Origin of the sequence: Candidatus Palauibacter sp. (assembly GCF_965213655.1) — a bacterium.
GTDB lineage: Bacteria > Gemmatimonadota > Gemmatimonadetes > Palauibacterales > Palauibacteraceae > Palauibacter.
The window spans coordinates 1,153,674-1,178,208 of the sequence record NZ_CBDBZT010000003.1; the positions used below are offsets into that span (position 1 = coordinate 1,153,674).

The 24,535-nt window shown below is 67.5% G+C and carries 21 protein-coding genes and 5 pseudogenes; 16 read left to right on the plus strand and 10 right to left on the minus strand.

Annotation, left to right across the window (positions count from 1 at the left end):
- Positions 1 to 655 precede the first annotated feature (655 nt).
- On the plus strand, positions 656 to 2,479 hold the full coding sequence (locus ACOOGH_RS07355) for a TolB family protein (protein WP_420448308.1): 1,824 nt from the start codon (positions 656 to 658) through the stop codon (positions 2,477 to 2,479).
- Between the two features lie 6 nt (positions 2,480 to 2,485).
- On the opposite strand, the gene nudC is transcribed toward ACOOGH_RS07355, so the two are convergent.
- Positions 2,486 to 3,493, minus strand: coding sequence for an NAD(+) diphosphatase (gene nudC, locus ACOOGH_RS07360; protein WP_420448309.1), 1,008 nt, complete (start codon positions 3,491 to 3,493; stop codon positions 2,486 to 2,488).
- Positions 3,494 to 3,523: 30 nt separating this feature from the next.
- Here nudC and ACOOGH_RS07365 point away from each other — a divergent pair, with 30 nt between their 5' ends.
- The 3 genes from ACOOGH_RS07365 to ACOOGH_RS07375 all read left to right on the plus strand — a co-directional run bounded on the left by ACOOGH_RS07365 (position 3,524) and on the right by ACOOGH_RS07375 (position 4,956).
- Positions 3,524 to 4,216: an HAD family hydrolase gene (locus ACOOGH_RS07365; protein ID WP_420450086.1), complete on the plus strand. Its 693-nt coding sequence runs from the start codon at positions 3,524 to 3,526 to the stop codon at positions 4,214 to 4,216.
- Positions 4,217 to 4,303: 87 nt separating this feature from the next.
- Positions 4,304 to 4,552 (plus strand): type II toxin-antitoxin system Phd/YefM family antitoxin, encoded by a 249-nt coding sequence (locus ACOOGH_RS07370; RefSeq protein ID WP_420448310.1) that lies wholly within the window; start codon positions 4,304 to 4,306, stop codon positions 4,550 to 4,552.
- Positions 4,552 to 4,956, plus strand: a complete 405-nt coding sequence (locus tag ACOOGH_RS07375; protein ID WP_420448311.1) for a type II toxin-antitoxin system VapC family toxin — start codon at positions 4,552 to 4,554, stop codon at positions 4,954 to 4,956. Before ACOOGH_RS07370 ends, ACOOGH_RS07375 begins: the two co-directional genes overlap by 1 nt.
- 75 nt (positions 4,957 to 5,031) lie before the next feature.
- On the opposite strand, the gene ACOOGH_RS07380 is transcribed toward ACOOGH_RS07375, so the two are convergent.
- From ACOOGH_RS07380 to ACOOGH_RS07395, 4 genes and pseudogenes are all read right to left on the minus strand, one after another.
- Positions 5,032 to 5,895, minus strand: coding sequence for an alpha/beta hydrolase (locus ACOOGH_RS07380; protein ID WP_420448312.1), 864 nt, complete (start codon positions 5,893 to 5,895; stop codon positions 5,032 to 5,034).
- A gap of 32 nt (positions 5,896 to 5,927) precedes the next feature.
- A complete protein-coding gene (locus tag ACOOGH_RS07385) occupies positions 5,928 to 6,782 on the minus strand; it encodes a carbon-nitrogen hydrolase family protein (protein ID WP_420448313.1) in 855 nt (284 codons plus the stop codon).
- Positions 6,783 to 7,090: 308 nt separating this feature from the next.
- Positions 7,091 to 7,672: a hypothetical protein gene (locus ACOOGH_RS07390; RefSeq protein WP_420450160.1), complete on the minus strand. Its 582-nt coding sequence runs from the start codon at positions 7,670 to 7,672 to the stop codon at positions 7,091 to 7,093.
- 48 nt (positions 7,673 to 7,720) lie between these two features.
- Positions 7,721 to 7,924 (minus strand): annotated as a pseudogene (locus ACOOGH_RS07395) (M66 family metalloprotease); the annotation flags it as partial.
- Between the two features lie 62 nt (positions 7,925 to 7,986).
- Here ACOOGH_RS07395 and ACOOGH_RS07400 point away from each other — a divergent pair.
- A pseudogene (locus ACOOGH_RS07400) lies at positions 7,987 to 9,166 on the plus strand (IS3 family transposase).
- A gap of 88 nt (positions 9,167 to 9,254) precedes the next feature.
- Here ACOOGH_RS07400 and ACOOGH_RS07405 read toward each other — a convergent pair.
- Complete coding sequence (locus ACOOGH_RS07405) at positions 9,255 to 9,749, minus strand: hypothetical protein (RefSeq protein WP_420448314.1); 495 nt, start codon at positions 9,747 to 9,749, stop codon at positions 9,255 to 9,257.
- Between the two features lie 84 nt (positions 9,750 to 9,833).
- Between ACOOGH_RS07405 and ACOOGH_RS07410 the strand changes: the two genes are divergently transcribed.
- The 5 genes and pseudogenes from ACOOGH_RS07410 to ACOOGH_RS07430 all read left to right on the plus strand — a co-directional run.
- Positions 9,834 to 10,988 (plus strand): tyrosine-type recombinase/integrase, encoded by a 1,155-nt coding sequence (locus tag ACOOGH_RS07410; RefSeq protein ID WP_420448315.1) that lies wholly within the window; start codon positions 9,834 to 9,836, stop codon positions 10,986 to 10,988.
- Between the two features lie 370 nt (positions 10,989 to 11,358).
- The gene (locus tag ACOOGH_RS07415; protein WP_420448316.1) at positions 11,359 to 11,517 is read left to right on the plus strand and encodes a hypothetical protein; all 159 of its coding nucleotides are present in this window, start codon (positions 11,359 to 11,361) and stop codon (positions 11,515 to 11,517) included.
- A gap of 63 nt (positions 11,518 to 11,580) precedes the next feature.
- Positions 11,581 to 11,864: pseudogene (locus ACOOGH_RS07420) on the plus strand (helix-turn-helix transcriptional regulator).
- Positions 11,865 to 12,059: 195 nt separating this feature from the next.
- Entirely contained in the window at positions 12,060 to 12,398 is a 339-nt protein-coding gene (locus ACOOGH_RS07425) for a MobC family plasmid mobilization relaxosome protein (protein WP_420448317.1), read from the plus strand.
- Positions 12,399 to 12,513: 115 nt separating this feature from the next.
- Positions 12,514 to 12,777 (plus strand): annotated as a pseudogene (locus ACOOGH_RS07430) (relaxase/mobilization nuclease domain-containing protein); the annotation flags it as partial.
- A gap of 27 nt (positions 12,778 to 12,804) precedes the next feature.
- On the opposite strand, the gene ACOOGH_RS07435 reads toward ACOOGH_RS07430, so the two are convergent.
- Positions 12,805 to 13,053: a hypothetical protein gene (locus ACOOGH_RS07435; protein ID WP_420450161.1), complete on the minus strand. Its 249-nt coding sequence runs from the start codon at positions 13,051 to 13,053 to the stop codon at positions 12,805 to 12,807.
- Between the two features lie 67 nt (positions 13,054 to 13,120).
- Here ACOOGH_RS07435 and ACOOGH_RS07440 point away from each other — a divergent pair, with 67 nt between their 5' ends.
- The 4 genes from ACOOGH_RS07440 (at position 13,121) to ACOOGH_RS07455 (ending at position 15,773) form a co-directional block, all read left to right on the plus strand.
- Positions 13,121 to 13,621: a hypothetical protein gene (locus ACOOGH_RS07440; protein WP_420450162.1), complete on the plus strand. Its 501-nt coding sequence runs from the start codon at positions 13,121 to 13,123 to the stop codon at positions 13,619 to 13,621.
- A gap of 12 nt (positions 13,622 to 13,633) precedes the next feature.
- The gene (locus tag ACOOGH_RS07445) at positions 13,634 to 13,891 is read left to right on the plus strand and encodes a hypothetical protein (protein WP_420450163.1); all 258 of its coding nucleotides are present in this window, start codon (positions 13,634 to 13,636) and stop codon (positions 13,889 to 13,891) included.
- Positions 13,892 to 14,175: 284 nt separating this feature from the next.
- Positions 14,176 to 14,994 (plus strand): oxidoreductase, encoded by an 819-nt coding sequence (locus ACOOGH_RS07450; RefSeq protein ID WP_420448318.1) that lies wholly within the window; start codon positions 14,176 to 14,178, stop codon positions 14,992 to 14,994.
- A gap of 32 nt (positions 14,995 to 15,026) precedes the next feature.
- Entirely contained in the window at positions 15,027 to 15,773 is a 747-nt protein-coding gene (locus ACOOGH_RS07455; protein WP_420448319.1) for an ion transporter, read from the plus strand.
- A gap of 16 nt (positions 15,774 to 15,789) precedes the next feature.
- On the opposite strand, the gene ACOOGH_RS07460 is transcribed toward ACOOGH_RS07455, so the two are convergent.
- Positions 15,790 to 16,827, minus strand: a complete 1,038-nt coding sequence (locus ACOOGH_RS07460) for a hypothetical protein (RefSeq protein ID WP_420448320.1) — start codon at positions 16,825 to 16,827, stop codon at positions 15,790 to 15,792.
- Positions 16,828 to 16,939: 112 nt separating this feature from the next.
- Positions 16,940 to 17,911 carry an MBL fold metallo-hydrolase gene (locus ACOOGH_RS07465; RefSeq protein ID WP_420448321.1) on the minus strand — a complete coding sequence of 324 codons (972 nt, stop codon included), beginning with the start codon at positions 17,909 to 17,911 and terminating at the stop codon, positions 16,940 to 16,942.
- A gap of 574 nt (positions 17,912 to 18,485) precedes the next feature.
- Here ACOOGH_RS07465 and ACOOGH_RS07470 point away from each other — a divergent pair.
- Positions 18,486 to 19,070, plus strand: a pseudogene (locus ACOOGH_RS07470) (MSMEG_1061 family FMN-dependent PPOX-type flavoprotein); the annotation flags it as partial.
- Positions 19,071 to 19,555: 485 nt separating this feature from the next.
- Here the strand turns inward: ACOOGH_RS07470 and ACOOGH_RS07475 are convergent.
- The gene (locus tag ACOOGH_RS07475; protein ID WP_420448322.1) at positions 19,556 to 22,552 is read right to left on the minus strand and encodes a TonB-dependent receptor; all 2,997 of its coding nucleotides are present in this window, start codon (positions 22,550 to 22,552) and stop codon (positions 19,556 to 19,558) included.
- A 684-nt stretch (positions 22,553 to 23,236) separates the two neighbouring features.
- Here ACOOGH_RS07475 and ACOOGH_RS07480 point away from each other — a divergent pair.
- Positions 23,237 to 24,391: a tyrosine-type recombinase/integrase gene (locus tag ACOOGH_RS07480; RefSeq protein WP_420448323.1), complete on the plus strand. Its 1,155-nt coding sequence runs from the start codon at positions 23,237 to 23,239 to the stop codon at positions 24,389 to 24,391.
- The last annotated feature ends 144 nt before the right edge of the window (positions 24,392 to 24,535 follow it).

A 24,535-nucleotide genomic window follows, 5' to 3' on the forward strand; every position in this document is an offset into this window, starting at 1 on the left:
CAGCTCGGTCAGTCAGTATACGTCGTCGGCGATGGGGTGCGTTTCACACGCGGATCCGAGGACCGGCGTTCTTGCGGGACTGCCTTGTCAGGAGTTGGTGGAAGTTGGCCACCGCGAATTCCTCGGCTCCGTTGACGGTCGCGCTTCACGACGAATATCGTCCTCGCCGGGTGAAGAAGATGACAAGACGATGATGAGACCTCCGTCGAGCCGACGGCGTGGCGGATGGCTGCTGCTGGTGCAACCTCCTCCTGGTGGGCATCCTGCCCATGACGGAGGTTCTCCACGACCATCACATCGTCACCGTCGCAGAGCTTCACCGCCCCGACGGCGAGTGCGAGCACGAGAGACCTGGGGTGGACTGCACCCGTCTCGGACTCGGGTCTGTTCCGGCCATGCTCGCCGGCGCCACGTCGTGGTCACCTCACTCTTCGACCCTTGCGGCCTCGACATCTCCGGCATCCGCCGTCTATCTGCCTGACGCTCCCGCGTCGCCGGCGCTTCCCCGGGCTCCACCCCGGATCTGACCTCTCCCCCCCGACAGGTATGTCAGCGGTGCGGGTGCGCATTGCGCTCCACCGCCCCTGTCACACCGCGCGCGCTCAGGCCGCGCACATCTGGTGCATGTGCGATCACATGACCGGAAGGAGATCAGATGAGCTTCACCCTCAGTGGGCCGCTGTGGGCTGTGTGCCGCGGCCTCGTAGCTGTGCCGCTCCTCACGGCGGCGGCGTGCGGAAGCAACGTCGAGGAGGCCTCGGAGGTCGTGCTCGCACGACACGTTCACACAGACATCTACGACGCCTACCCGGGCATTCCGTCGCCTGCCGGCGATCGAGTCGCATTCGCCGACTTTGCCGCGGACGGGAGATCGCTGACGGTCTACGACGTAGCGACCGGCGACCGCGTGGTGACGAGGACGCACGGGGGGCGGTCGCGGGTGACCTGGTCGCCCGACGGTTCGCGCATCGTTTACATCGACCGCCAGTCCGATCGTCACAGAGTCTGGACCCTGGACCTGACCACCGGCCGGGAGTCGCGCATCGTGGACCCCGGGGATGCACGCATCGACTATCCGCGACTGCTGCCCGACGGGACCGTGACCGCGCTTCGATACGCGGGTGCCGATACCGCGTGGGTCGCGTATGCGCCGGGACCCGGCCGGTCGACATCCGTGGTCGTCGACCGCGCCGGGGGATGGGTCGCGCCTGTTCGATCTCCCGACGGGCGCGCCGTCGCACACCTTCGCGTCGCGGACGGACGCGCGGCGCTGGCCGTGACGGAGATCGCGACGGGCAAGACGCGCACGCTCGCCGCCGACCTCCAGCTCGGATGGGACCGCCGTGTGGATTGGTCCCCCACGGGAAGAGCGCTCCATCTCGCGGCTGCGGGGATCCAAGACTCCCTCATGGTCGGCTGGCGCGTGCCACTGGACGGAGGCCCGGCCGAACGGCTGGAGCGGGCCGGCCGCGACGTGCTCGCGGTCACGCCGCTCGCCGATGGTCGCGTCGCTCTCAGCGTATACCATACGCGGACCACGGTGGGTCTCGTGCCGGTGACCGGAGGCGAACCCGCCGATGTGATACCGGCAGGTTCCACGAGCGCTTTTCTGCCTTCCTGGCACCCCGGCGGCGGGGCGCTGGGGTTCATCACGACCTCCTGGCGGCGCGTCCGCATGGCCGTCGACTTCGACCTGGGCGTCCTTGACCTCGACGCGGAGGGGAGGCCGACCGGCGCAGCCCGAGCGCTCCTCTCGGAGGCGGACGAAGACTACGGAGCCGCGTGGTCGCCCGACGGCCGGTGGCTCGCCTTCCACGGACACCTGGAGCAGAGCGACGATATATGGCTCGTCCCGGTTGGCGGGAGTGAGCGACCCACACGACTCACGCGGTTCGGACCGGGCGCGGATACCGGCGAGCCGGATTGGAGCCCGGACGGGCGGGCGCTCGCCTTCAGCAGTTACGGCCCGCCTCTCGAGGAAAATCCCGGCTCCGTCTACTCGGTCGCCGTGGATCCCGCTACAGGGCTTCCGGTCGCCGACCCTGTCCGAGTCCCGCTCGACGGGTTCCAGGGCTCCGCCATGGGAGCCCGTTTTTCGCCGGACGGCGAGCGGATGGCTTTCTACGGACGCTCGCTCGAGGACGGACGCGTCACCGTCTACACCGTGGCGGCCGCGGGAGGAACCCCCACGGCCGTTGTCTCCTTTGCCAATGGCGAACCGTACAGCGCGCCCGAGTGGAGCGCCGACGGCGCGTCGCTCTTCTACTCGCGTAACGACGGCTTCGGGCCCTTCCAGGTGTGGCGGGTGGACATCGCCACCGGCGCGACGGAACAGGTGACGACCGGCGTGCGCGGCACACTCCAGCCGAGCGTGAGCCCCGACGGACGGACGCTCGCGGTTACGATGCGTGAAGCTGCCATCGAGGTCGTCGCGCTGGCCGCGGGCAGCACAGATACCAACTCGGACGGAGGGCCCTGAACAACGCTATCCGGCGAGCCAGTCCTCGATCAGGCGGCGCGAGATCGAGACGCGGCCCGGGAGCCGGAGGCCGATCTCGCGGCGGCGAACGAAGTCGGCGCGCTCGAACCAGCGCGCATCGACGAGTTCCTGCCGCGCGACGGTCAGTGCTCCGCCCACGCGCTCGGCCCGAAATCCGAGCATGAGCGATGCCGGGAAAGGCCAGGGCTGCGACGAACGGTAGCGGATGGAGCCTACCTCTATCCCCGACTCTTCCTTGACCTCCCGGACGACCGCCTCGGACAGACTCTCGCCCGGCTCGACGAACCCGGCCAGGGTGGAGTAGACGCCCTCCGGCCAGATGCCCTTCCGACCCAGTAGACAGCGGTCGCCATCGGTCACGAGGACGATGATGGCCGGGTCGGTGCGGGGGAAATTCTCTGTCCCGCACATCTCGCTCGAACACCGCCGCACGTGGCCTCCCTGGCCCGGCCGGGTCGGGGATCCGCACCTGCCGCAGAAGCGGTGCCCGCGACTCCATGTGAGGAGCGCGCGGGCATAGGCCAGGAGCGATCCCTCCGGCTGCCCCAGCATGGCCCCCACCCCGCGGAGATCGAGGAACTCTCCCGCCCCATCGAGCGGGCCATCTGACGGCGGCTCCTCTTCCCCGCTTCTTCCGGACATGTCCGCGGCGAACAGTGCGCGGCCGTCCTCCCCTTCACCTTCGAGTCCGAGGAAGATCCATTCCTCCGGCGGCTCCGATAGGGGGGCCACTGCTGCGGGCGGAAGGAAGACCGGCTCGTAGGCCATGCCGTCCGCTTGCGCGAGCCCCCGCGTCGTTTCGGCAACGAGGCTGCGTGAGCGCCACACGGGGACGACGCGTGAGGAGGGATCGGACACCCGCTCGGAGATCCACCGGGGATCGGCACGCAGGTGGGTGGCGCGATCGAGGCCGCCGCCCGCGAACGGGTTGGCGACCCTCGGTCTGTGGTGGCTGTCCCGCGCCACGTCCGATAAGATCTCGCCGTCCGACATGAGTGGAACGTAGCAGCCTCGAGGGAGAACATACACAGTTTCGAGGGGACGGCGGGCCGGGGTACCCTTCTCACTTTCGACTGTTACGGCACGCTGATCGACTGGGAGGGCGGAATTCTCGCGGCACTCCGGGCCGCGTATGCGGAGGCGGCCGAGGTGGAGGATGAGCGGCTCCTGGGCGAATTCCACGCGGCCCAGAACCGTCTGAAGACAAGCGAATACCGTCCCTACCGGCAGTTGCTGACCGAGACCTCCTCCGAAGTCGCCCGCGCCAACGGGTGGGATACTTCGGAGGAGCTTGCAGCCGGCGTCCCCGCCAGCATCCCCTTCTGGCAGCCGTTCCCGGACACGAATCAAGCACTTTCACGCCTCGCGGAGGCGGGCGTCGCGCTGGGCATCCTCTCCAACATCGACGACGACCTGCTCGCCGGGACGCTGAAGCACTTCGAGGTCGAGTTCGGCCTTCTCGGCACGGCGCAGAGGCTGCGCAGCTACAAGCCGGCCGCACCGCACTTCGAGCGCGGGCGGAAGTGGGCCGCCGGCTTCCACCGCTGGCTGCACGTGGCCCAGAGCCTCTTCCACGACGTGGTCCCCGCCAGCTCGCTCGGGGTCCCCGTGCTGTGGGTCAACCGCAAGGGCGAACCCCGGCCGGACGATGCCGACCCGGTGCACGTGGCACCCGATCTGGCCGCCGCAGCAGCATGGCTCCTGCCCGCGGGATGATCCTAGCCGGAACTTTCGTCTCCCCGCTGCCGGTACTAGACTAGTCGTATCGTCTGGTCTGAATTCATCCACTGCGAGGAAGTTTCGATGGACAGCGTCGGTGCTTACGAAGCCAAGACCCACCTGCCCCGGTTGTTGCGACGCGTGATGGAGGGAGAGAGCGTGACGATCACGAAGCACGGCCGTCCCATCGCCCGATTGGTGCCCGTGGAAGAGGACGAGCGCACACGGGCCTACGAGGCGGCCCGCCGCATCCGGGAGAGTCGCAGCCGCCTGAAGAACAAAGCGTCGCTCGAAGAACTGCTGGAGACGATCCACGAGGGGCACCGATATTGATGCCCCTCGTCATCGACACGTCGGTCGTCGTGTGCTGGTGCATGTTGGACGAAGACCATGCCCTGGCGGATCGAGCGATGGAACTGACGCTGCGGAACGGCGCCGTGGTGCCCGGCATCTGGTGGTATGAGGTCCGTAACGCGCTCCTGGCCAACGAACGACGAAGCCGCATCGATGCGAAACATACACGCGCGCGGCTGGCAGACCTGCGAGAGATGCGGATCTCGCACGACCACGATCATGACGACATCATCATCCTCGACCTGGCCAGAAGGCACCGCCTGTCGGTGTACGACGCCGCCTACGTAGAAACCGCCCTGCGCCGATCTCTGCCTCTCGCCTCCCTTGACCGCCGACTCTGTGAAGCGGCCGCGGCGAGTGGCGCCGCGCTCATTCAACCCTAGCAGCCCGTGGCAAGAGCCACGCTGCGTTCGAGCGGCGCTGACGCGGGGTCTTGTCACGGACTGCTAGCGGACGGTTCAGCGCTCCGGTCGCGGTTCGGTCGGCTCACCAGCCAGAATATCGCGGGTGAAGCGGTGGAGTTCCCGCCAAAGAAGTTCGTGTGAGAAGATGTCGTTGTGCCCCGCCCCCGGGATCTCGAGCCAGCGGCGGGGTCCCTCCAGCGCCTCGAAGACCTCGCGGCTCTGCCCGGGCGGAATCACCCCGTCGTCCTCGGCGGCGCCGACAAACGTCGGCACCTCGATGCGGGGCGCCCGCTCCAGTGTGTCGAAGCGGTTGTGCAGCCAGTCCAGGTACCAGTCGGGGAGCCACGACAGGCGGTGCCTGGCGATGGCCGCGGTATCCGTGAACGGCCCGAGGAGGACGACACCGGCTACGGGCCGACTCACCGCCAGTTCCGCCGCCACCGAGCTTCCGAGGGAGTTCCCCACGGGAAGCAGCCGCTCCGGATCGGCGCCCCGCTCGTCCAGCAGCCAGCGATATACGGCTCTCGCGTCCGCGTAGAGACCTTCCTCGGAGGGCTTCCCCTCGCTCGCTCCGTAGCCTCGATAGTCGGGCAGGAGGATGTCGAGTCCGAGGTTCGAGAGCGCCGCCGCCACCGCCCCGCGATCTCCCAGGTGGCCGGCGTTTCCGTGGAAGTAGATCGCGGTCCCAAGCCTGGACTCCGGTGGATCCGCCGGAAACCACCAGGCGTGCAGTTCGAGCCCGTCCTCGGTGGAAATCCGCACCTCCGTGGCCTGCGGGAACCCCCAGTATCTCGGGTGGGTCTCGTGCGGTTCCAACGTTTCCGGATAGAAGACGAAGAAGGGGACGATCCGGGGCATCAAGAGACGGATGATGGCCATCAGACCGATGAGGGCGACCACGACGATGAGGAGTTCCACGAGCGGGAGTCGTCGGCGGCTGGGAGCGGGAGTCAGCGGCCGGGCACGGACGACGCCGTGGCGAAGCGCTCGGCCCAGCGCGCATACACTTCGGGGCGCCGGTCGCGCCAAAAGAGCCGGCGTGCGGTGGAGGTCGTGCACCGGGAGAGGTCCACGTCGGCGCAGAGGATCGCCTCTTCTCCTTCAGGCGCCCGCGCGAGGATCATGCCCTCGGGGTCGACGACGAAGGACTCTCCGGCGAAGGTGAGGCGCGGTTCCTCGCCCACGCGGTTGGCCAGCGCGACGAAGTAGCCGTTCTGGAAGGCGGCCACGCGCAACTCGGCCTCGAACAGCCCCTCGGGCCACTCGCCGACCGCCCCGGCCTGGGGGATGACGACGAGCTGCGCCCCCTGCTCTCCCAGGCGCCGCATGTACTCCGGATAGTGGCGGTCGTAGCAGATCGCGACGCCCACCCGGCCCACAGCGGTGTCGTATACGAGCGCGTCGGTGTCGCCCTTCGCGTAGTAGTGCTGTTCGTGGAAGCACGCGTACTCGGTGATGTGCATCATCCGCGTCACGCCGAGGAGCGAGCCGTCCGTATCGAACACGGGCGTGCTGTCGTAGCACCGTCCGTCGTCTCCGAGTTCGTACTGGTTGAAGACGGTGACGAGGCCAAGTTCGGCGGCGCGCGCGGCGACTCGGTCACACGTGGGGCCGGGGATCGGCTCCGCGATCTCCGCGGCGCCGGGGTCATCCGGACGCTGCGGGAAGAAGCAGTCGATCGCGAGTTCGGGGAACGCGACGAGATCGGCACCCTCCGACGCGGCGCGCCCCATCGCATCGAGTGCGCGTTCCAGGTTGCGGCTGCGGTCGGGTCCGGCGGACTGCTGAACGAGTGCGATCTTCATCTCGTGTACGCCCGGTTCGGGGAGGACGGCCGCCTGAGGCGGGGTCGGAGGATTCTCGGGGCGCGCGCCGGGACCCGCAACGGGGCCACCGGCCGTACCGCGCGTTACCTTGGTGGCAGGTGCGGACGATTCAGCCTTCAGACCCCGGTTCCTCACCGCGCCTACGTCGAGGCGGCGCGGATGCGGGCGGGCCTACGGCTCGAACCGAGCCGCGCGATCTGATTCGGGACTACCTGCTCCAGCCCCGAGCCACCGGCACAGCTCCGAAGGGGCGGTCCAACCGGCACGGATATCGAGACGCAGAACCGTCAGCGATTCCAGACCGCCGCATCCGGGATCCCGCGGCTGAACAGCACTTCCAGACCGGGTCCGGCCTGGACCGTTGCCGAGTCCATGGCGGCTTGGGCCGGACCCGGCAGGTCGCGCAGGATGCCCCGCACCTGTCCGTTGCGGGGATTGCGCAGGATCGCAACCGAGAGATCGCTATCCCCGTCCAGGGTGAACGAGCCTCCGGGGCCGGTCAGGGTGATGCTGGCCAGGTTGCCCTCCCAACCGGGTCGCACTGGCAGAACAAACGCGAAGGCAGAACTACCGTCGCCGTCGGCGGTCTCGGGCATTGCGAAGGCTAGTGAGAACAACTCAACTCTGGAGTCCGACCGCCCGGTAAGCCGGTATGCGCCCGCGGAATCCGGTAGTGTTGCGGGCGCCTCGATGACGAATGTCGGTTCCAGGTAGGGTACGCTGTCGGCGCCGATTCCGCCCCAGAGGAGCAGCGACTCAACTGATGAGACGGCAGCTGCAACCGCCGCCGGTCCCTCGTCGAAGAGGCGATAACGGAGCGCATTGTTGAAGCCGTAGTCGCTGATCCACCGTGCAGAACAGTAGGACATCAGATCCGGCCTTTGGGGATTCACCAGCCTGTCCGCGTCGCGGAAGTCATATCCCCAGACGCCAATGGATCCGTCCGGATACGGAAACGACCGGTCTGGACCACCGGCGCCCCCGCACGGAGCGTGTTGCAAGTTCATGTTGTGGCCGAGTTCATGGGCTATGGTGCCTGCGCGGGGAATCGAAAAACTCGACCGCCCCGGTAGAAAAGCGACTCCGTTTGCACCCGTAACGGGCCTGACCATCATGCCCATGTAGTGGAGTTGCCCCGCTTTGACGGACACCTATCCATTGGGGTCAAGCAAGGAGGTGTCCTATGGCGGGCCGGCAGGGGCGGTATCCGTCCGAGTACAGGGAGCGGCTGGTGGAACTGGCGAGGAGCGGGCGTAGCGCCGCGTCACTCGCCCGGGAGTTCGAGCCGTCGGAGCAGACGATCCGGAACTGGGTCCGGCGGGCGGACGTGGACGAGGGGTTCCGTAGCGACGGGCTGACGACGGAGGCGCGCAACGAACTGCGGCGCCTGGAGCGTGAGAACAAGCGGCTCAGGATGGAGCGGGACATCCTAAAAAAAGCCGCGGCCTGACCACCGCTGCGCGGCGGTGCCCCGCGCAGGAGAGCGGATCGATCCCCGGCGGGGGTACGCGTTCATGAAGGCGCACCGGGCCGAGTTTCCGCTTCGGGCCATGTGCCGGGTGCTGGGTCTCTCCCCCAGCGGCTACTACGACTGGCTCAAGCGTCCTGCCTCGGACCGCGCGCGGCGGGACGCGCAACTCGAGGCGCGGATCGGGGCGATCTGGACCGGGAGCGGCGAGACGTACGGCCGTCCGCGGATCCACGCGACGCTCAGGGCCGAGGGCGAGCGGGTGGGCCAGAAGCGCGTGGGGCGGCTGATGAGGGGCTTGGGGATCGAGGGCGCGACCAGGCGGCGTTTCAAGACGGCGACGACGAAGAGGGACACCGAGGCCCGGCCCGCGCCGGACCTGGTGAGGCGGGACTTCTCGGCCTCCGGGCCCGACGAGCTGTGGGTGGCCGACATCACGTATGTGCCCACTTGGGCGGGCTGGCTGTACCTGGCCGTTGTGCTCGACGTCTGGAGCCGTCGCGTCGTCGGCTGGGCCATGGCGACGCACATGCGGACCGAACTCGTCGAGGCCGCGCTGTCGATGGCCCTCGCGCGCCGTCGTCCCCGGGGGCGCATCGTCCATCACTCCGACAGGGGCTCGCAGTACACCTCGCTCGCCTTCGGGGAGCGCTGTCGCGAGTCGGGCATCGCCCAGTCCATGGGCTCGGCGGGCGATGCGTACGACAACGCCATGTGCGAGTCGTTCTTCGCGACGCTCGAGTGCGAGCTGATCTGGAAGCGCTCCTTCCGCACGGCGGACGAGGCGCGACGGGAGGTCTTCGGCTTCATCGAGGGCTTCTACAACACCCGGCGGCTGCACTCCGCACTCGGCTACGAGTCGCCGGCAGACTACGAGAGGAACCATGCGGCCTGAGGCGCACCGGCGGCGCGCACGGACGTCCTCTCCCGAGCGCCTGAGAGAGGCCGAAAGGAGAAGAGCCCGAGACGATCAACCACAGAAACTAACCGTCCGTGAAAGCGGGACAGCTCCAGTCCGAGGGCGTGCACAGATCCGTTCCGTCGGCCAGGAGACCCTCAAGCTGGCGGAGAGCCGTAAGTGTGGCCGGGAGGGCACCCGACATCGCAGCGTTGTTCGTGAGGGACAGCTCCTGCAGGCTCGCCATCCGGCCGAAGTCTGGGGGTACACTGCCCGTCAGGTCGTTGTTGTCGAAGACCAGTTCCTCCAAGGTCGACAGGCTGCCGAGCTCCGGCGGAATCGGGCCGGTCAGCGAGTTCCCGCTGAGAACGACACTTGTGATGCTGGGCAGCGTGCCCAGTGTGGGCGGGATGGGGCCGGACAACGCGTTTTCACTCAGATGCAGGTTTATCAGGTTGTCGATGCCGGCCAGTTCCGGCGGAACTAGATAGCTGTTGTCCCGGGTAGTCCAGTAGAGTACGCCAGTGCGTTCATAACACCTTATTGGACAACGGGTTTCGATGGTATTGTCCTGCTCCATCGTCCCTTGCCGTCCGCCAACATCCCGTGTATTCTTCCCTGTAGAGTGATTTGGTATGTGATACACAGGATCGGGAAGGATCGCATGACGAAGCGACCCAGGACGCTCACCGCCGCCTTCGTTCGGACGGTCGGCCGACCCGGCGTCTACGGCGACGGACGAGGCGGCCGGGGACTGAGCCTCCGGGTGTACCGCACGGTCAACGGGCGGATCACCAAGACGTGGAGGCAGCGCGTCCGGATCGACGGGCGGCTCACCTCGATCGGACTTGGCCCGTATCCCGAAGTCACGCTCGCCGATGCCCGGCAGAAGGCGCTGGACAACAGCCGGAGGGTCCGCCGGGGACAGGATCCGCGCGGGCGCGGCGTGCCGACCTTCGCCGAGGCCGCCCGGCGGACCATCGAGCTTCACCGCGACTCGTGGAAGGCCGGGAGCCCCTTGCCTCAGCAGTGGGAGTCCACGTTCCGGCTCCACGCCGCCCCGCTCTTGGACAAGCCGGTGGACCGGATCACGAGCGCGGACGTGCTGGCGTGCCTCGGCCCGATCTGGAACTCGATGCCCACCGCCGCACGGAAGACCAAGCACCGGATTGCCGCCGTGTTCCGGTGGAGCATCGGCCGCAACTACCGCCGGGACAACCCGGTCGACCGGGCGGTTGCGGCGTTGCCGAAGCCGAACGGCAACGCAGGAAGCCATCACCGCGCCATGCCGCACGGGGAGATCGCTGCGGCGCTTCGTTCCATCCGCCGGGTGGGGGACGGGAGTCTGGCTGCGTTGTGCGCCGAACTGATTGTGCTCACGGCGGTCCGTCCCGGCGAGGCGCGTGGCGCGCGGTGGGACGAGATCGACATGGACGCGGCAAGGTGGACGATTCCGGCGTCGAGGATGAAGGCGGGACGCGAGTTCACGGTCCCGCTCAGCACTGGCGCGCTGAGGGTGCTGAGGAAGGCACGCAAACTGTCGGGCTCCTCGCCGCTGGTGTTCCCGTCGCGGACCGGCCGGACGCTTGCGCCGAAGACAGTGTCACGGGTGCTCCAGATCGCCGGGGTGGACTCGACGCTGCACGGATTCCGGTCGAGCGCCCGGTCGTGGATGGCCGAGACCGGCGTCCCGGCGGAGGTCGCGGAAGCCTGCCTCGCCCACGTTCCCAAGAGCCGGGTCGTTCAGGCGTATCAGCGCTCCGACCTGCTTGAGAGACGCGCCGAAGTCATGCAGGAGTGGAGCGACTACCTCCTGTAGTCACCCCCCTCCCTCCACCGCGGTCGGCAACAGGCTTCACGGCTCCGTAGCGCGACCTGTGGGCAGCGCCCGTCGCGCTGCCGCCACCCCACCGCGAAGACCGGGTCGGACCGGCCTCCCCGGGACATGCTTGCCCCGCTGGACACGACTTCGTCCGAGCGCCGAGGGGGGCGTCTCGCCGCGCCGCTGGCGGAGCTCGTCCGCGGGTCTGACCCACCATGACACAACATGATACACCATAAGCGTTTAGCGAATCTGTAAGGGGTTGACGCGCTTGCGGATGGTCTTTCAGCGTTCAGGCATGGAGACGCTGGAAGAGCCATTCAGATCGCGGGTTAGCGCGTTCCTCGGGCGCTCGGGCCTGAGCCCGATGGCGTTCGGCAAGAAGGCGCTGGGCGACCCGAACCTGATGCGCCAGATCGGTGGTGGCCGCTCGCCGTCGCTGAGGACGGCGGACCGGGTTCTGGCGTGCATCGCGGAGCAGGATGGGGCATCGGGCGGTGGACGCGATCCGCCTCGACGCCCGTGAGACCGGAGACCGACCAGCAAGCAGCGAACAAGGAGGAGGAGAAGGACGATGACCGAGAACCCAATGGAGCAGAAAACGAAGCCGCCGATCCGCATCCTGCGGCTGCCCGAGGTGATGGCGCGCACCGGCCTGTCGCGGAGCACGATCTACGTGCGGCTGGCAGAGGGGCGCTTCCCCCGGCCGGTCGCCCTGTGGGCGGGCGGGCCGTGGGGTGGATCGAGGCCGAGGTGGACGAATGGGTCCGCGAGCGCATCGCCGAGAGCCGGTTCGACGGCGCTCGGGCCGGTGAGCGCGGCGAGGCCGCGCGGGGGATTCGCCGGGCGGCAGAGGCCGGCCCGGTTCGATGAGCCGGCGCGCTTCGCGGCGGCCGGGGAACAGCCCGTCGGACGCGTCTAAGGCCGGGAAGCCAGCACACGCGATGTTGAACATCGCGGCTGGCGAGGGGATGCTCCGCCCCCCTTCGAACCCCCGGTCTGTCGCGTCCCTGGCGGAGCAGCGGACGCGCGGGGACGAGGCCCCCGAACCCCGTCTCCGGTGCGACCGTGGCTGAACATCGCACCGTGATGGTCGCCGCTCGGGTCACGCCCGCGGAACACGCCGTCTGGCGGGAGAAGGCGGTGGCGGCGGGCGTGTCGCCGTCCGCGCTGCTGCGCGGGGCGATGGCGCGGACGCGGACCTGGACCGCATCGGCGCGGGCCGTCGAGCGCGAGCGCACCCGACAGATCGCGCGCATCGGAAACAACCTGAACCAGCTTGCTCGGTGGGCGAACACCCACGCCTCGACGGCCGAGGCCGTCTCGGTGATCGCCCACTTGGTGTCGTTCGAGCGGTCGCTGCTCACAGTGGCACGCATCGGTGAGGAGGATGGCGATGCTCGTTAAGTTCCTCTCCCATGGGAAGGGCTCGGCGCGGGCGGCCGCTCGGTATCTCGTCGGCGAGCGGGACGCGGCGGGACAGGAGCGCGAGGGCGTCGAAATCTTGCGCGGCAACCCGGACATGGTGGCCGCCGTGGCCGACTCGCTCGACTTCGAGCGCAAGTACACGTCGGCCGTGATCGCGTGGGCGCCAGAGGACCGGCCGACCGACGAGCAGATCGAAGCCGTCCTCGACGAGTTCGAGAAGACCGCTTGGGCGGGACTTGAGCCGGACCGCTACGCGTGGACGGCGGTCCTGCACCGCGAACGCGGCGGCGGCGTTCACGCGCACATCCTCGCCGCGCAGTGCGACCTACAGACGGGCCGAAGCCTAAACATCGCGCCGCCCGGCTGGCACAAGACCTTCGCTCCGCTACGGGACGCCTTCAATCACGAGCACGGCTGGAGCCGACCCGACGACCCGTTGCGCGCCAGGGCGCAGCGGCCGGGTCACGTGGCCTACATCGAGGCGTCGAAGCTGCGGGCCGGGCTCGAACACGAAGCGGACCCGCGCACACTGATCCGCGACTACCTGGTGCAGCGCGTCGAGCACGGTGCGGTCAAGGGCCGCGCCGACGTGGTCTCCGCGCTGGAGGACGTTGGGCTTGAGGTGCCGCGCCAAGGAAAGGATTACATGACCGCCCGCGATCTGGACAGCGGAAAGCGGTGGCGGCTGAGAGGAGAACTGTATGAGCGAGACTTCGAGCCCGAACGACTTGACTTCCCGGCTGAGGAGCAGGCTGGAGGCCGACCGGAAGGAGATCGAGGAGACGGCCACGCGCGAGCTCAGGCGGCTTGGCGAGAGCTTAAGCGCCGTCAGAAGCGACGCGCTGCGTTCCATCGAGGCCGATACGGAGGTGGCGACCGAGCGGATGCGCGAGTTGCTGATGAGGGCCTGGCTCAGGCCGCTGGTGGTCGGCATGAGCCTCTTTCTCGGTATCTGCGGCGGCAGCTGGGCGACGATGCACTGGCTGTCGAGGAGCATCGACTCCCGGTTCGAGACCTTGGCGGAGGTCAAGCTCAGGACCTTGCGGGCGCGCGACACCTTGGCGGTGCTGCACGAGACGACGTGGGGCGTGGAGTTGCAGGAAATCAACGGGGATCGGTACATGTTGCTGCCCGCCCACACTCCGGGCCGTCCGGCATTCACCATGGACGGACGGCCCTACATGAAGCTCTCGAGAGAGTGAGGAGGGAGTTGCATGACCGACTTGGAACGGCGGCTGACGGCCGCCTTGGAAAGATTGTCCGAGCAGTACGAAACGGAACAGCGGCGGCACTCCGAGCAAGTCGGAGCCTTGCAGCGGCAGGTAGAGGCCTTGCGGGCGCGTGTCGAGCGGCAGACCGAGGAGAACGACACCTTGAGGCGGCAAGTCGAGCGGCTGAGCGCGCAGGTGACGCGCTTGAGCGAGTGTTACGGGACATCCGCCGCCGCGAGACCGCGCGGCCACGGCTGGTGATAACGCTGCCGCGCGGGCCAGACCGCGATTCCGGACCGAGCCGCTGAGGATGTGGGTCGAGAAGGGGGATTCGACGTTTGGCGCCCCTCCCGAATGCGGCGACCGTCCAAGTGTCCCCGGCAGCATGCCGCCCCGGTTCGGTCGCCGTTAGATTGGTGGATCACCTTGGCGGGACCCGGCCAAGGGTCGAGACCGGTCGCGGCAGGGACAGGCCCGCCCGCGATCCCGATCTCCGCCGTTGCCGCGCAGCGTCTTCAGCCAACACCGAGAGAGGGAGCAGCATCGTGGGCAAGATCATACTCATCACTGGGGCGTCGTCCGGCATGGGCCGCGAGGCCGCGATCCTCCTGGCCAGCGGGGGCCACACCGTCTACGCCGGCGCACGCCGGGCGGATCGCATGCGCGACCTGTCCGAACACGGCATCACCCCGGTCGAGATGGACGTTTCGAAGGGTGAGGAAAACGAGCGGGCTGTGCAGCGGATCATCGATTCCGAGGGGCGCATCGACGTTCTGATCAACAACGCGGGCTTCGGCCTCTACGGCGCGGTCGAGGACATCCCGCTGTACGACGCACGGTACCAGTTCGAGGTGAACCTGTTCGGCCTCGCCCACCTCACCCAACTGGTCCTGCCCCACATGAGGGCGCAGGGCGCGGGCCGGATCGTCAACACCTCCTCGATAGGCGGCCGGATCTTCACGCCCTTCGGAGCTTGGTATCACGCGACCAAGCACGCGCTTGAGGGCTGGTCGGACTGCCTGCGCATCGAGACCGCGCCGTTCAACATCCAAGTCGTTCTCATCCAGCCCGGCTTCATCAGGACCGACTTCGTCCATGTGTTGGGAAGCGGACTTCAGAAGTACTACGCCGGGAGCGCCTACAAGGCTGCGCTGGACCGGTTCTTCGCGATGATGTCCAGTCCCGAGACCGCCGATCGCGGCACCGACGCCAAGGTCCTTGCCCGTGTGTTCGTCGAGGCGGCGACCGCCGCCCGCCCGCGACGCCGATACGTGAAGGGCGCATCGGCGCGCCCGCTCCTGTTCATCCGCAAGTGGTTCGGCGACGGCATCTTCGAATCCGTGCTGCGCCGCACCTTCGGTTGACGGATCGCGGGTCCAGAGGCGGGAGACTCACCATGAGCCGGGTCGCCCCGTTCACGGAACGAACCGAACGTGCCGTGCTCGCCGTAATCGGTGCGGATCTGCTACTCCAGACCGCCGAGACCGTAGACGCGCTGACCCACGCGGCGACGTTCTTCTTCTGGGCGGGCGTGGCCATCTGGTTGCTCTACACGGTCGAGTGGAGCGTTCGCATTCGCCGGGCGGACGACTGGAAGGAATATGCTTTCAGCTTCATCGGGATCGTGGACTTCCTGGCCATCCTGCCGCTCTGGGCGTTCACGGGATTCGACCTGAGGGCGCTTCGGGCCTTTCGCCTGTTTCGCCTGTTCGTCACGACGGCGAAACTCGCCAGCCGCACCAGCGCCGTCGTCAAGCTGGCGAGGGCGTTCCGGTTCGCCGTGGATCAGGCCGGTGCGCTGTTCGCGGGAACAACCATCATCGTGATCACCGCCGGGCTCGGCATGTATCACCTGGAGCACGATGTGCAGCCGGAGGTCTTCGGCTCGGTGCTCGATGGACTGTGGTGGGCGGTGGTCACGCTGACGACGGTGGGGTACGGCGACATCCAGCCCGTGACGGCAGGCGGGAGGATCCTAGCCACCGTAGCCATGTTCGCCGGGATCGGGGCCATCGGATCGGCGTGTGGGATCATGGCGGACGCCCTGCGGGAGGCCGGATCTTCGGTGCGCCGCGCGCATCCGTGCGAATGGTGCGGACGGACCCCCGATCCGTCGGAGGACGAGCAGGCGTGTGCGGGGTGACCGGGTCAGGACGATCCTACGTCCCGCCCGCACCACGATTCCACGAGGCAGCGCGAGAGAGGAACACGCCCGGGTCCGTTCGCCATTCGGCGTAGCCGATCCGCCGCTTGTCGGTCAGCCAATCGAGTCGCTCGTCGATGCAGGCCAGCAGATCGGTATCTTCGGCGTCGAGGGCGAAGCCGCCGTATTCCGCCAGGGAATCGACGGCGGCCACCGCAAACGCGCCCCCCGATGCCCTCGCCGCTTCACCGTTACCGACCTCGACCTGAGCCACGGCGTCGATCAACCCCGTGCTCAAGGCTACCAGCAACTCGCTCTCGCCCGATACATCGCCGAGGTGGACGACATGGGGCATCGCGGGCGAGGGCGGGATGATATGGGTCCGGCCCTCCAATTCGACGGAGGCATATGCGGCGGTTATCTTGTAGCGGGCCGTCCCGTCGGCAACGACAACGCCGCGGGGCGTCTCGATCTTCGTCCCGGGCGCAAGCACGCCGTCGCCGTTCGTGAGCCCCGTGATCTGGAGCAACCGTGCCTCTCCCGTCGAGCCGCGGAGCACCCCGACCCGCACGGCGCTGCCCAAACTGTCGTAGGAGGCGAAGCGCTCCGCATCCCCTGATCGAACCAGCAGCGACTGACGGAAAGCGATGTGGCCCGACGTAAACTCGATGGCCCGCTCGCCCGAGGCATCGAGTGTGCGGGACTCCAGAATCGTGATGCCGCCTCCGACGATGTCGACTTCCGGTGTCGCCGGTAGCAACCAGATGCCCGGCCAGTCCCTGACGGGCTTCCGTACGAAGGCCATGCGGTGCGGCTCCATCGCCTCAAGAGCGGTAAGCAGGTCGGCCTCGTAGCCAGCGTGCGTGGCAAACCCCGGTGAGGCCGGGTCGGAGTCCTGGCTGTGGCTGACCGGTGCGAAGAACGCGTAGAAACCGAACTCTAGCGCATCGCCGGCTCTTGAAGCACAGGCACCGGATACCGGATCGACGACGCCATCGCGGCAGGCCGAAGAAAGCGGTGTCACGACCGCCAAGACAACGAGTACGCGCATCATCTTGGTCGCGGCTGATCCAGTCCGGCCGGCGTCGCGGGAATCGGTCGGCACCGCCCGTTCCCGATTCCGCACCCCGGCAGAACGCCCACACCTGTAGGGCATCAACGGCATCCTACCCTGCCAGAGGCAGCGAGATCAGCGTACCGTCCGTTCCCAAGGTCACCTCTCCGTCAAAGATGTCGCCGACGCCCTTGAGGAAGATCTTCTCCAATGGGGCGGCTGGCAGTTGAGGGGCAATGTGGTAGTAGAGAAGGTGCGCGGCTCCGGCCTCGGCGGCTGCCTCCGCAGCCTCCTCCGGCGTGGCATGGTACGAGGCCACGTCGCGCATCATCCGTGCCGCCCGGTGGTTTCCGGCCGCTTCCGCCGCAGCGGCGATCCTGTCGGTGAGCCGACTGTCGAGGGCCTCGTGAAGAAGCAGATCCACCCCTCGGGAGTGCTCGATCAGGTTGGCCGACTTCTTCGTGTCGCCGCTGATGGCGACGGACCGGCCTCCGTAGTCGATGCGGTAGCCCACCGCCTCGGTGACCGGCTCGTGCGAGACCGCGAATGCGCTGATCCGAACGCCATCGGCAGTCTCCAGCACAGTCCGAAGGTCATCGCCCGGCAATTGGAAGGGAAAGGCTTCGAGACCCGCACCGCTCGCCCGCGCGAAATCGGCCCCCTGATGGTCGATGCGGTAGCCGATGTCTGGAGCATAGGCCTGATTGAATCCGGCGACGATGTCGCCGACCACCGGAGGACCGTGGACGGGCAGCGGCCGGTCACTGCCGCCGTTCAGCCAGCGCAACATGCCGAGTTCGCCGAGACCGTCGATATGGTCCGAATGCGCGTGCGTGAGGAACACGGCCTCCACCCGGCCCGCATCGACGAAGAACCGGCCGAGGTTGCGCGCGCCATTCGTCCCGGCATCAAAGACGTAGAGGTGATCTCCGGCCTGAACGGCGACGCAGGGTCCGGAGCGATTGATGTCCGGGAGCGGACTCCCCGCGCCACAGAGCATCACGTGAAGGCCATCGGGCAGGTCCGCCAGATCGTCGCGCGACATGGCGTCGGCGACAGCGCGGTCGAGAAAGCCAAGGGCCATGCTCTCCGGAACGAGCGAGGCACACCCCGAAGCCACCAAACACGACAGGATTACGGCAGCCGGGAGCAGCGCTCCCGGGTATCTCGGCCATTGGACTCGCACCCTCGATCTCCCTTTCCGAGCATGTCGTCGGCATGGGAGAGCCATCTTGCCCTCCGTCCGCTCGCCGGTCTTCGGTTGAGCAACGAACCAAGATGCGGACGGTAGCGCGTCGGCTCGTGGCTGAAGCTGGTCGTTGCTCCGGCCGAACAGGTTGGAGCCGGATAGCGGCCCGGGCAGCGTTGCGGGTGGTCCTGAAGCAGGTTTCATCATTGGATGCATCCTTGCCGGGGCAAGGCCAAGTGAGGAGGGACTGACGGGAGAGGAAACGCTAGCGGCAGGTGGCGACCGATACAAGCGGATCGTCCCGCGACTGCTCGATTGCCCGTCGCCGGCCGCGCGCGGGGACCACGACTTGCGGGCAGAAATGAGTGGCCCCGGTTGGTTCCTCACGATTTAGCTTGGAAGATACGCACCACTTGGATCCAGAGGAGGTTGACGTGGCCATCGACACAATGGAAGGCTCCCCACGGTCTATCGTCCGCCCGCGCCGAGAGCCGAGCTCAAGGTCCTGAAACGCTTGGACGCCCACTGCCGGAGGTTCATCGACCTGTCCCCGTTCTACGTCATCAGTTCCGCACGCGCTGACGGGCGGGCCGACGCCTCCCCGTGTGGCGACCCTCCGGGCTCGTTGGCGCATGTTCTGGACGACAGGACCCTGCTGCTTCCCGACCGGCCGGGGAACCGTCAGGTGGATACGTTGATGAACCTCGTCGAACGTCCCCATGTCGGCTTGCTTTTCTTCGTGCCGGGCTTCACCGAGACGCTGCGTATCAACGGCCGGGCCGAGATCTCCACCGACCCGAAGCTGCTCGAACCGCTCGCGATCAAGGGCAAGCCGCCCATTTCGGTCCTCAAGGTGACGGTCGAGGAAGCGTTCCTCCACTGCGCCAAGGCCCTGATTCGGGCACGGTTGTGGGATCCGGCAGCCCAGGTCGAACGGTCATGCTATCCAACCTATGGACAGGTCCTGGCGGATCAGATTGCAGGTTCAGTACGCCCGCGAGATCGACGCCGGCGAGGAGTAGAGCGCCCGCACCGAACTCTTTTGATCGGATGATCTTGTCGTGGCTCCCTCGACTACGCATCCGTATGTTCGGCGCACCAGCATCCACAGGGGGTCGGTCTGACGGACAGAGCCAAGCAGGTCGTCCGCATGTGGCACGATGGTTCTTTCTTCGGCCTCCGCGCCGTGGAGGCCGTGCTGCGGTGTAGCCGTAGAACCGCCAAGGTCACCTTGGATCAACTGATCGCCTCCAGACATGCCCAGCGGCTTGATGACCGGCGCGGATTTTGTGGGCTGCACCGTGCAGGGATGCGCTCTCGGCGAGGCATTCAATGCGGATCTAGTGTTCTGTCCCGGAGATAGCTGTACATAGTCTCTGGATCTTCCGAAGGATGGAGTCTGCGGTGGCGGTCAACATGAAGGGGTTCGTGCCGGAGTTGTTGTAGTGCTCCGGGGCGCGGTGCCCTCCCTTGAATGCGGCGATTCCCTGCCCAAACCGGCCCGAGGATTGGCGCCGAGGCGGGGAAACCGAGGGTCTGTCAGAACGAGACGGTGGCGGTCATGGATATGGTACGGGGCGCGCCCAGCCATGCCGCGTTCTCGGTGATCGCGGAGAGGTAGGGGGTGTCGAGCAGGTTGTTCGCGACGATCGAGAACTCCGTCGACCGGAACAGAGCGCTCAACGCCTCGCCCCGGAAGCTGACGTAGGCGTCCACCGCCCAGTAGGCGTCGGTCTGCCAGTCCGCCGTCAAACTGACGCGGCGCGCCGCCGTGTACTTCGCGGACAGCCCGCCGCCCAGCGGTCCGTCGCGGTCGAGGGAGACCACCCACAACCGGGGCGGCACGCCCGTAACGTCCGTGCCGGCGACGATGCCCTGGCCGGCATCGACGAGCGGATCGTCGGTCCCGAGATACTTCGAGTCGTTGAGCGTGAGGGCGGTGTAGAGGGACGTCCGGCCCGACCACGCCACGGTGGCGGCCAACTCGATGCCGCTGGTCTCGATGCCGCCCGCGTTGAAGTAGGCTCCGCCTCCGGGGATCAGGTAGTTGGGTCCCGCGGAAGTCTGGGGGCCGAGGTAGAAGATCCGGTTGTCGAAGTCGATGGAATACAGGGTGGCGCTCAGGGCGACCCGCTCGCCGGAGTACTGGACGCCGACATCGATGTTCGACGCGGTTTCGGGCTCGAGGCTGTCGAGACTGCGGCCCGGCACCTCGAGGAGGTTGCTGGCGATCGCGCGGAAGTTCTCGGCATAGCCCACGAACAGGTCGAGGCCCTCGACTGGCGTCTCGTAGGTGACGCCGCCCGAGAAGAGCAGCTTCGAGTCGGAATCGACATCCAGGGTCCGGTCGACCCCGAACTGATCCTCGCGCGAAACGGAGACGAGGTACTGCCTGACGCCGCCGGCCAACTCGAACGGGCCGAAGTACAGCGTCTCCTCGACGTACCACTTGATGATGTCCTGCGGGAAGTCCCACTCGTACTGGTGCCAGTAGGCCTGCTCGTCCCACTTGAAGTTGATCGCCGGATCCAGAATGCGGTGCCAGTCGCGTCCGAGATCCCGACGCGAGTCCTCGTACCAGAGGCCCGCGCGCAGCACGCTGCCCCGTCCACCGCCGAACAGCGCGGACCACTCCCCGTCGATGGTCGCGCCGAGGCGGTTCTTCCCGTAGTGGCTGTGGCGGTACGACTGAACCGCCGTTGCCCCCGGGTGGCACGCCGGGTCGACCTCGGGACCGCCCGACCCGTAGTAGTTGAAGATGTAGGAGGACGTGCATCCCGGCACCGGTCCAACGGCGACGCCATTGCCGTCCACGAAGTGGATCACCCCGAGTTGGCTGCCGCCCCGCACCGGCGCTCGGCCCGCGAGCTCCGACTCGGGCCCGGCCCCGTCGTCCACCACGTCGACGATGAAGGGCGGCAGCCAGTCGCCACGCCCCCAGTTGTGGTGGCGGTAAGCGCCGGCGCTGAGTGAGACCAGTTCGCTAACGGACCAGTCGGCCTTGACGTAGGCGAGCGTGTTCTTGCGCCGCGTCTGCCAGCCGGGCCGGTAGAACTGGTTCAGATAGGGGACTCCCGGCCAGTGGCCGATCAGCCGGTCCCAGCGCGGGTCGGCCCGGAAGTCCGCGTCGCTGTAGAGCCGCTGGTAGACATCCTCGTGGATGTCGTCGTGCGAAAGGTAGCCGGTGAGGTCGAGGTTGCCGTACGAAGACACGATCTTAGCGGCGACATGCTCCCGTTCGTTCCTCGCCGAACCCTCCATCCAGTCGGTCGCCTCCTGCCGGATCGCGGCGACCCAAGCCCGCGTCGTGCCGCCGAACAGCGATCCCGTCTCGACCCGCGCGGCGAATCGCTCGCCCTCGTTCTCGCCGATCGTCACCGAGGCCGTCCGGCTCGCCTCCGCCGCCGGATCGGCCGTCAGGAAGTTGAGCGTCCCGCCCAGCGCCTCGACCGACCGCGAGGCGATGTCGGCGGTCCCCTGCGATACCTCGACGCCGCCAAGGTTCATCGGGTCGATGAACCGGTTCGCCTTCGCGCCGCCCCAGTAGTCCGACGTGCCGTTGGGAAATCCATCGATGGTGGTGCCGATCTGCGCTTCGTTGCTCGTCAACTGGAACCCGCGCATGACCACGTTGCTCGACCAGTCGTCAAAGGCGTACGCATCCCCCTCCTGGACCGAAACGCCGGGAAGGTTGTCGATCACCGACGTGACCGCCGTGATGCTCGACTGCTGCCTCATCATCGGTTCCGCGACGAAGTTGCGGGCGAACACCGTGGGCTCCTCCGCCACCACGCTGAGCGGAGCGATCTGGAAAAAAGGGTGCAGAACGATCTGGAGCGTCTCGACCGCGCCCGCGCGCACGGTGACCGGAATCACCCGTGTCGCGTAGCCGAACAGGCTGGCTGTCAAGGTAACGTCGCCGGGTGCCACCCCGGTGAACTCGAAGGCTCCCTCCGCGTCCGTGAGGGCTGCCGCGTCCACGCCGGGGCCGGTCGCCGTCACCGGGACATCCGGCAAAGCGGTGCCGAATGCGTCCACGACCGTGCCCCTGATGGTTCCACCGGACTGCCCAGCCAACGGCGTAGCGGCCAGCAGCAACAGCAAGGCGGCGCGAGTACAGGTGGCGGCGAATGGGCTGAGGTTCCTCCGAAGGGTTGGCATGGCGACGAGACTCCCATTCTTGCGGACGCTGCGGTAGGGTAGCTGACTCTCCGGGTCCGTTCGGTTGCAGCCGCCATGCAATTTGGCGGCTATGCCGAGCCTCAGCGAACGCAGCGACGCCTCCAACCCGGTTCGGCCAGCGGATCGCGAAGACGGGCGGATTGCCGCTAGCCCCCGGGAAAGCGCAAACACTCGGGCGAAAGAGAGGGGGCGACGGCGTTGGGGCGTGCCGGATACGAACGACTGCGCCGTCCACGGCCCCGGCGACGATGCGGTGCCCGAGATCGCCCGCGAGTTGGTCGCGTGCACTGGCCGACGGCTTCTCACCCCGCGGGCGCGGTCGGCGGATGTGGACGGGCCGAGAAAACCACTCATGGGGCCGGGAGAGCGTCCGGTTGCGAGTTGGCTTCACTCCCTTCCACGCCCGCAACTGTTGCCCGCCGGTAAGTCCCCCGCTTCACCGGCGGCGTCTACAGGGCCTCCGGCTGGATCCGCGTCGGCACCACCAAGGGACGCGACCGCTACGACACCGCCAAGCAGTACGGCAAGCCCGCCAAGGATAACTGGCTCTGCCCCCTCGCCAAGCACCGGAAACGCATCCTCCACCGCTGAGCCCACCCCCCACGATCCACTCACAGGGTACGCTCGCCACGGCTTGACCGAACGCTTACCTCCGCCGGGATCCCATTTGATCCAACGAAATCCAGCTCATCTCTGCATATCTTAAGTGATACATTGATCGCCATGTCAACTGTAACATGTTGATATATCGTCATTTACAAATGACCACAGTAGTTCCGGCGGGATCGCACCGGTCAGGTTGTTATCGTCGAGATATGCGTTCTCCAGGCTGGCGAGGTTGCCGAGTTCGGGCGGAACTAGATATCTGTTGTCCCGTGTAGTCCACTGGAGTACACCAGTGCATTCATAACACGTTATTGGACAACCATTTCCGATGGTATTGTCTGGTTTCATCGTCCCTTGCCGTCCGTTGTGATCCCGTGTATTCTTCCCTATAGAGTGATTTGGAATATGGTACACAACATCAGAAAGGATCGCATGACGAAGCGACCCAGGACGCTCACCGCCGCCTTCGTGCGGACGGTCGGTAGACCCGGCGTCTACGGCGACGGACGAGGCGGGCGGGGGCTGAGCCTCCGGGTGTACCGCACGGTCAACGGGCGGATCACCAAGACGTGGAGGCAGCGCGTCCGGATCGACGGGCGGCTCACCTCGATCGGACTTGGCCCGTATCCCGAAGTCACGCTCGCCGATGCCCGGCGGAAGGCGCTGGACAACAGCCGCATGGTCCGCCAAGGCCAGGACCCGCGCGGGCGCGGCGTCCCGACCTTCGCTGAAGCCGCCCGGCGGACCATCGGGCTACATCGCGACTCGTGGAAGGCCGGGAGCCCGCTCCCCCAACAGTGGGAGTCGACGTTCCGGCTCCACGCCGCCCCGCTCCTCGACAAGCCGGTGGACCGGATCACGAGCGCGGACGTGCTGGCGTGCCTCGGCCCGATCTGGAACTCGATGCCCACCGCCGCGCGGAAGGCCAAGCACCGGATCGCCGCCGTGTTCCGGTGGAGCATCGGCCGCAACTACCGCCGGGACAATCCGGTCGACCGGGCCGTTGCGGCGTTGCCGAAGCCGAACGGCAACGCCGGGGGCCATCACCGCGCCCTGCCGCACGGCGAGATCCCGGCGGCCCTTCGTGCCATCCGCCGGGTGGGGGATGGGAGTCCGGCCGCGTTGTGCGTCGAACTGATGGTGCTCACGGCGGTCCGTCCCGGCGAGGCGCGTGGCGCGCGGTGGGACGAGATCGACATGGACGCGGCAAGGTGGACGATTCCGGCGTCGAGGATGAAGGCGGGACGCGAGTTTGCCGTCCCGCTCAGCACGGGCGCGCTGGAGGTGCTGAGGAAGGCGCGCAAGCTGTCGGGCGGGTCGCCGCTGGTGTTCCCGTCGCGGACCGGCCGGACGCTTGCGCCGAAGACGGTGTCGCGGGTGCTCCAGATCGCCGGGGTGGACTCGACGCTGCACGGATTCCGGTCGAGCGCCCGGTCGTGGATGGCCGAGACCGGCGTCCCGGCGGAGGTCGCGGAGGCTTGCCTCGCCCACGTTCCCAAGAGCCGAGTCGTACAGGCGTACCAGCGCTCCGACCTTCTGACCCGCCGTGCCGAAGTCTTGCAGGCTTGGAGTGAGTACGTCGGGTAGCGACATACGCCCGTCGTCTCCGGCCATCACAGCCTCTCCCCTTCGCAGCGTAGTCCCAACCCGTCGCCTGAGCGCCGAACCGGTCCCTCCGGGAGTGATTCCCACACCTCTTGACGATCGCTCTGGCCGCGGGCCACGGAGGCG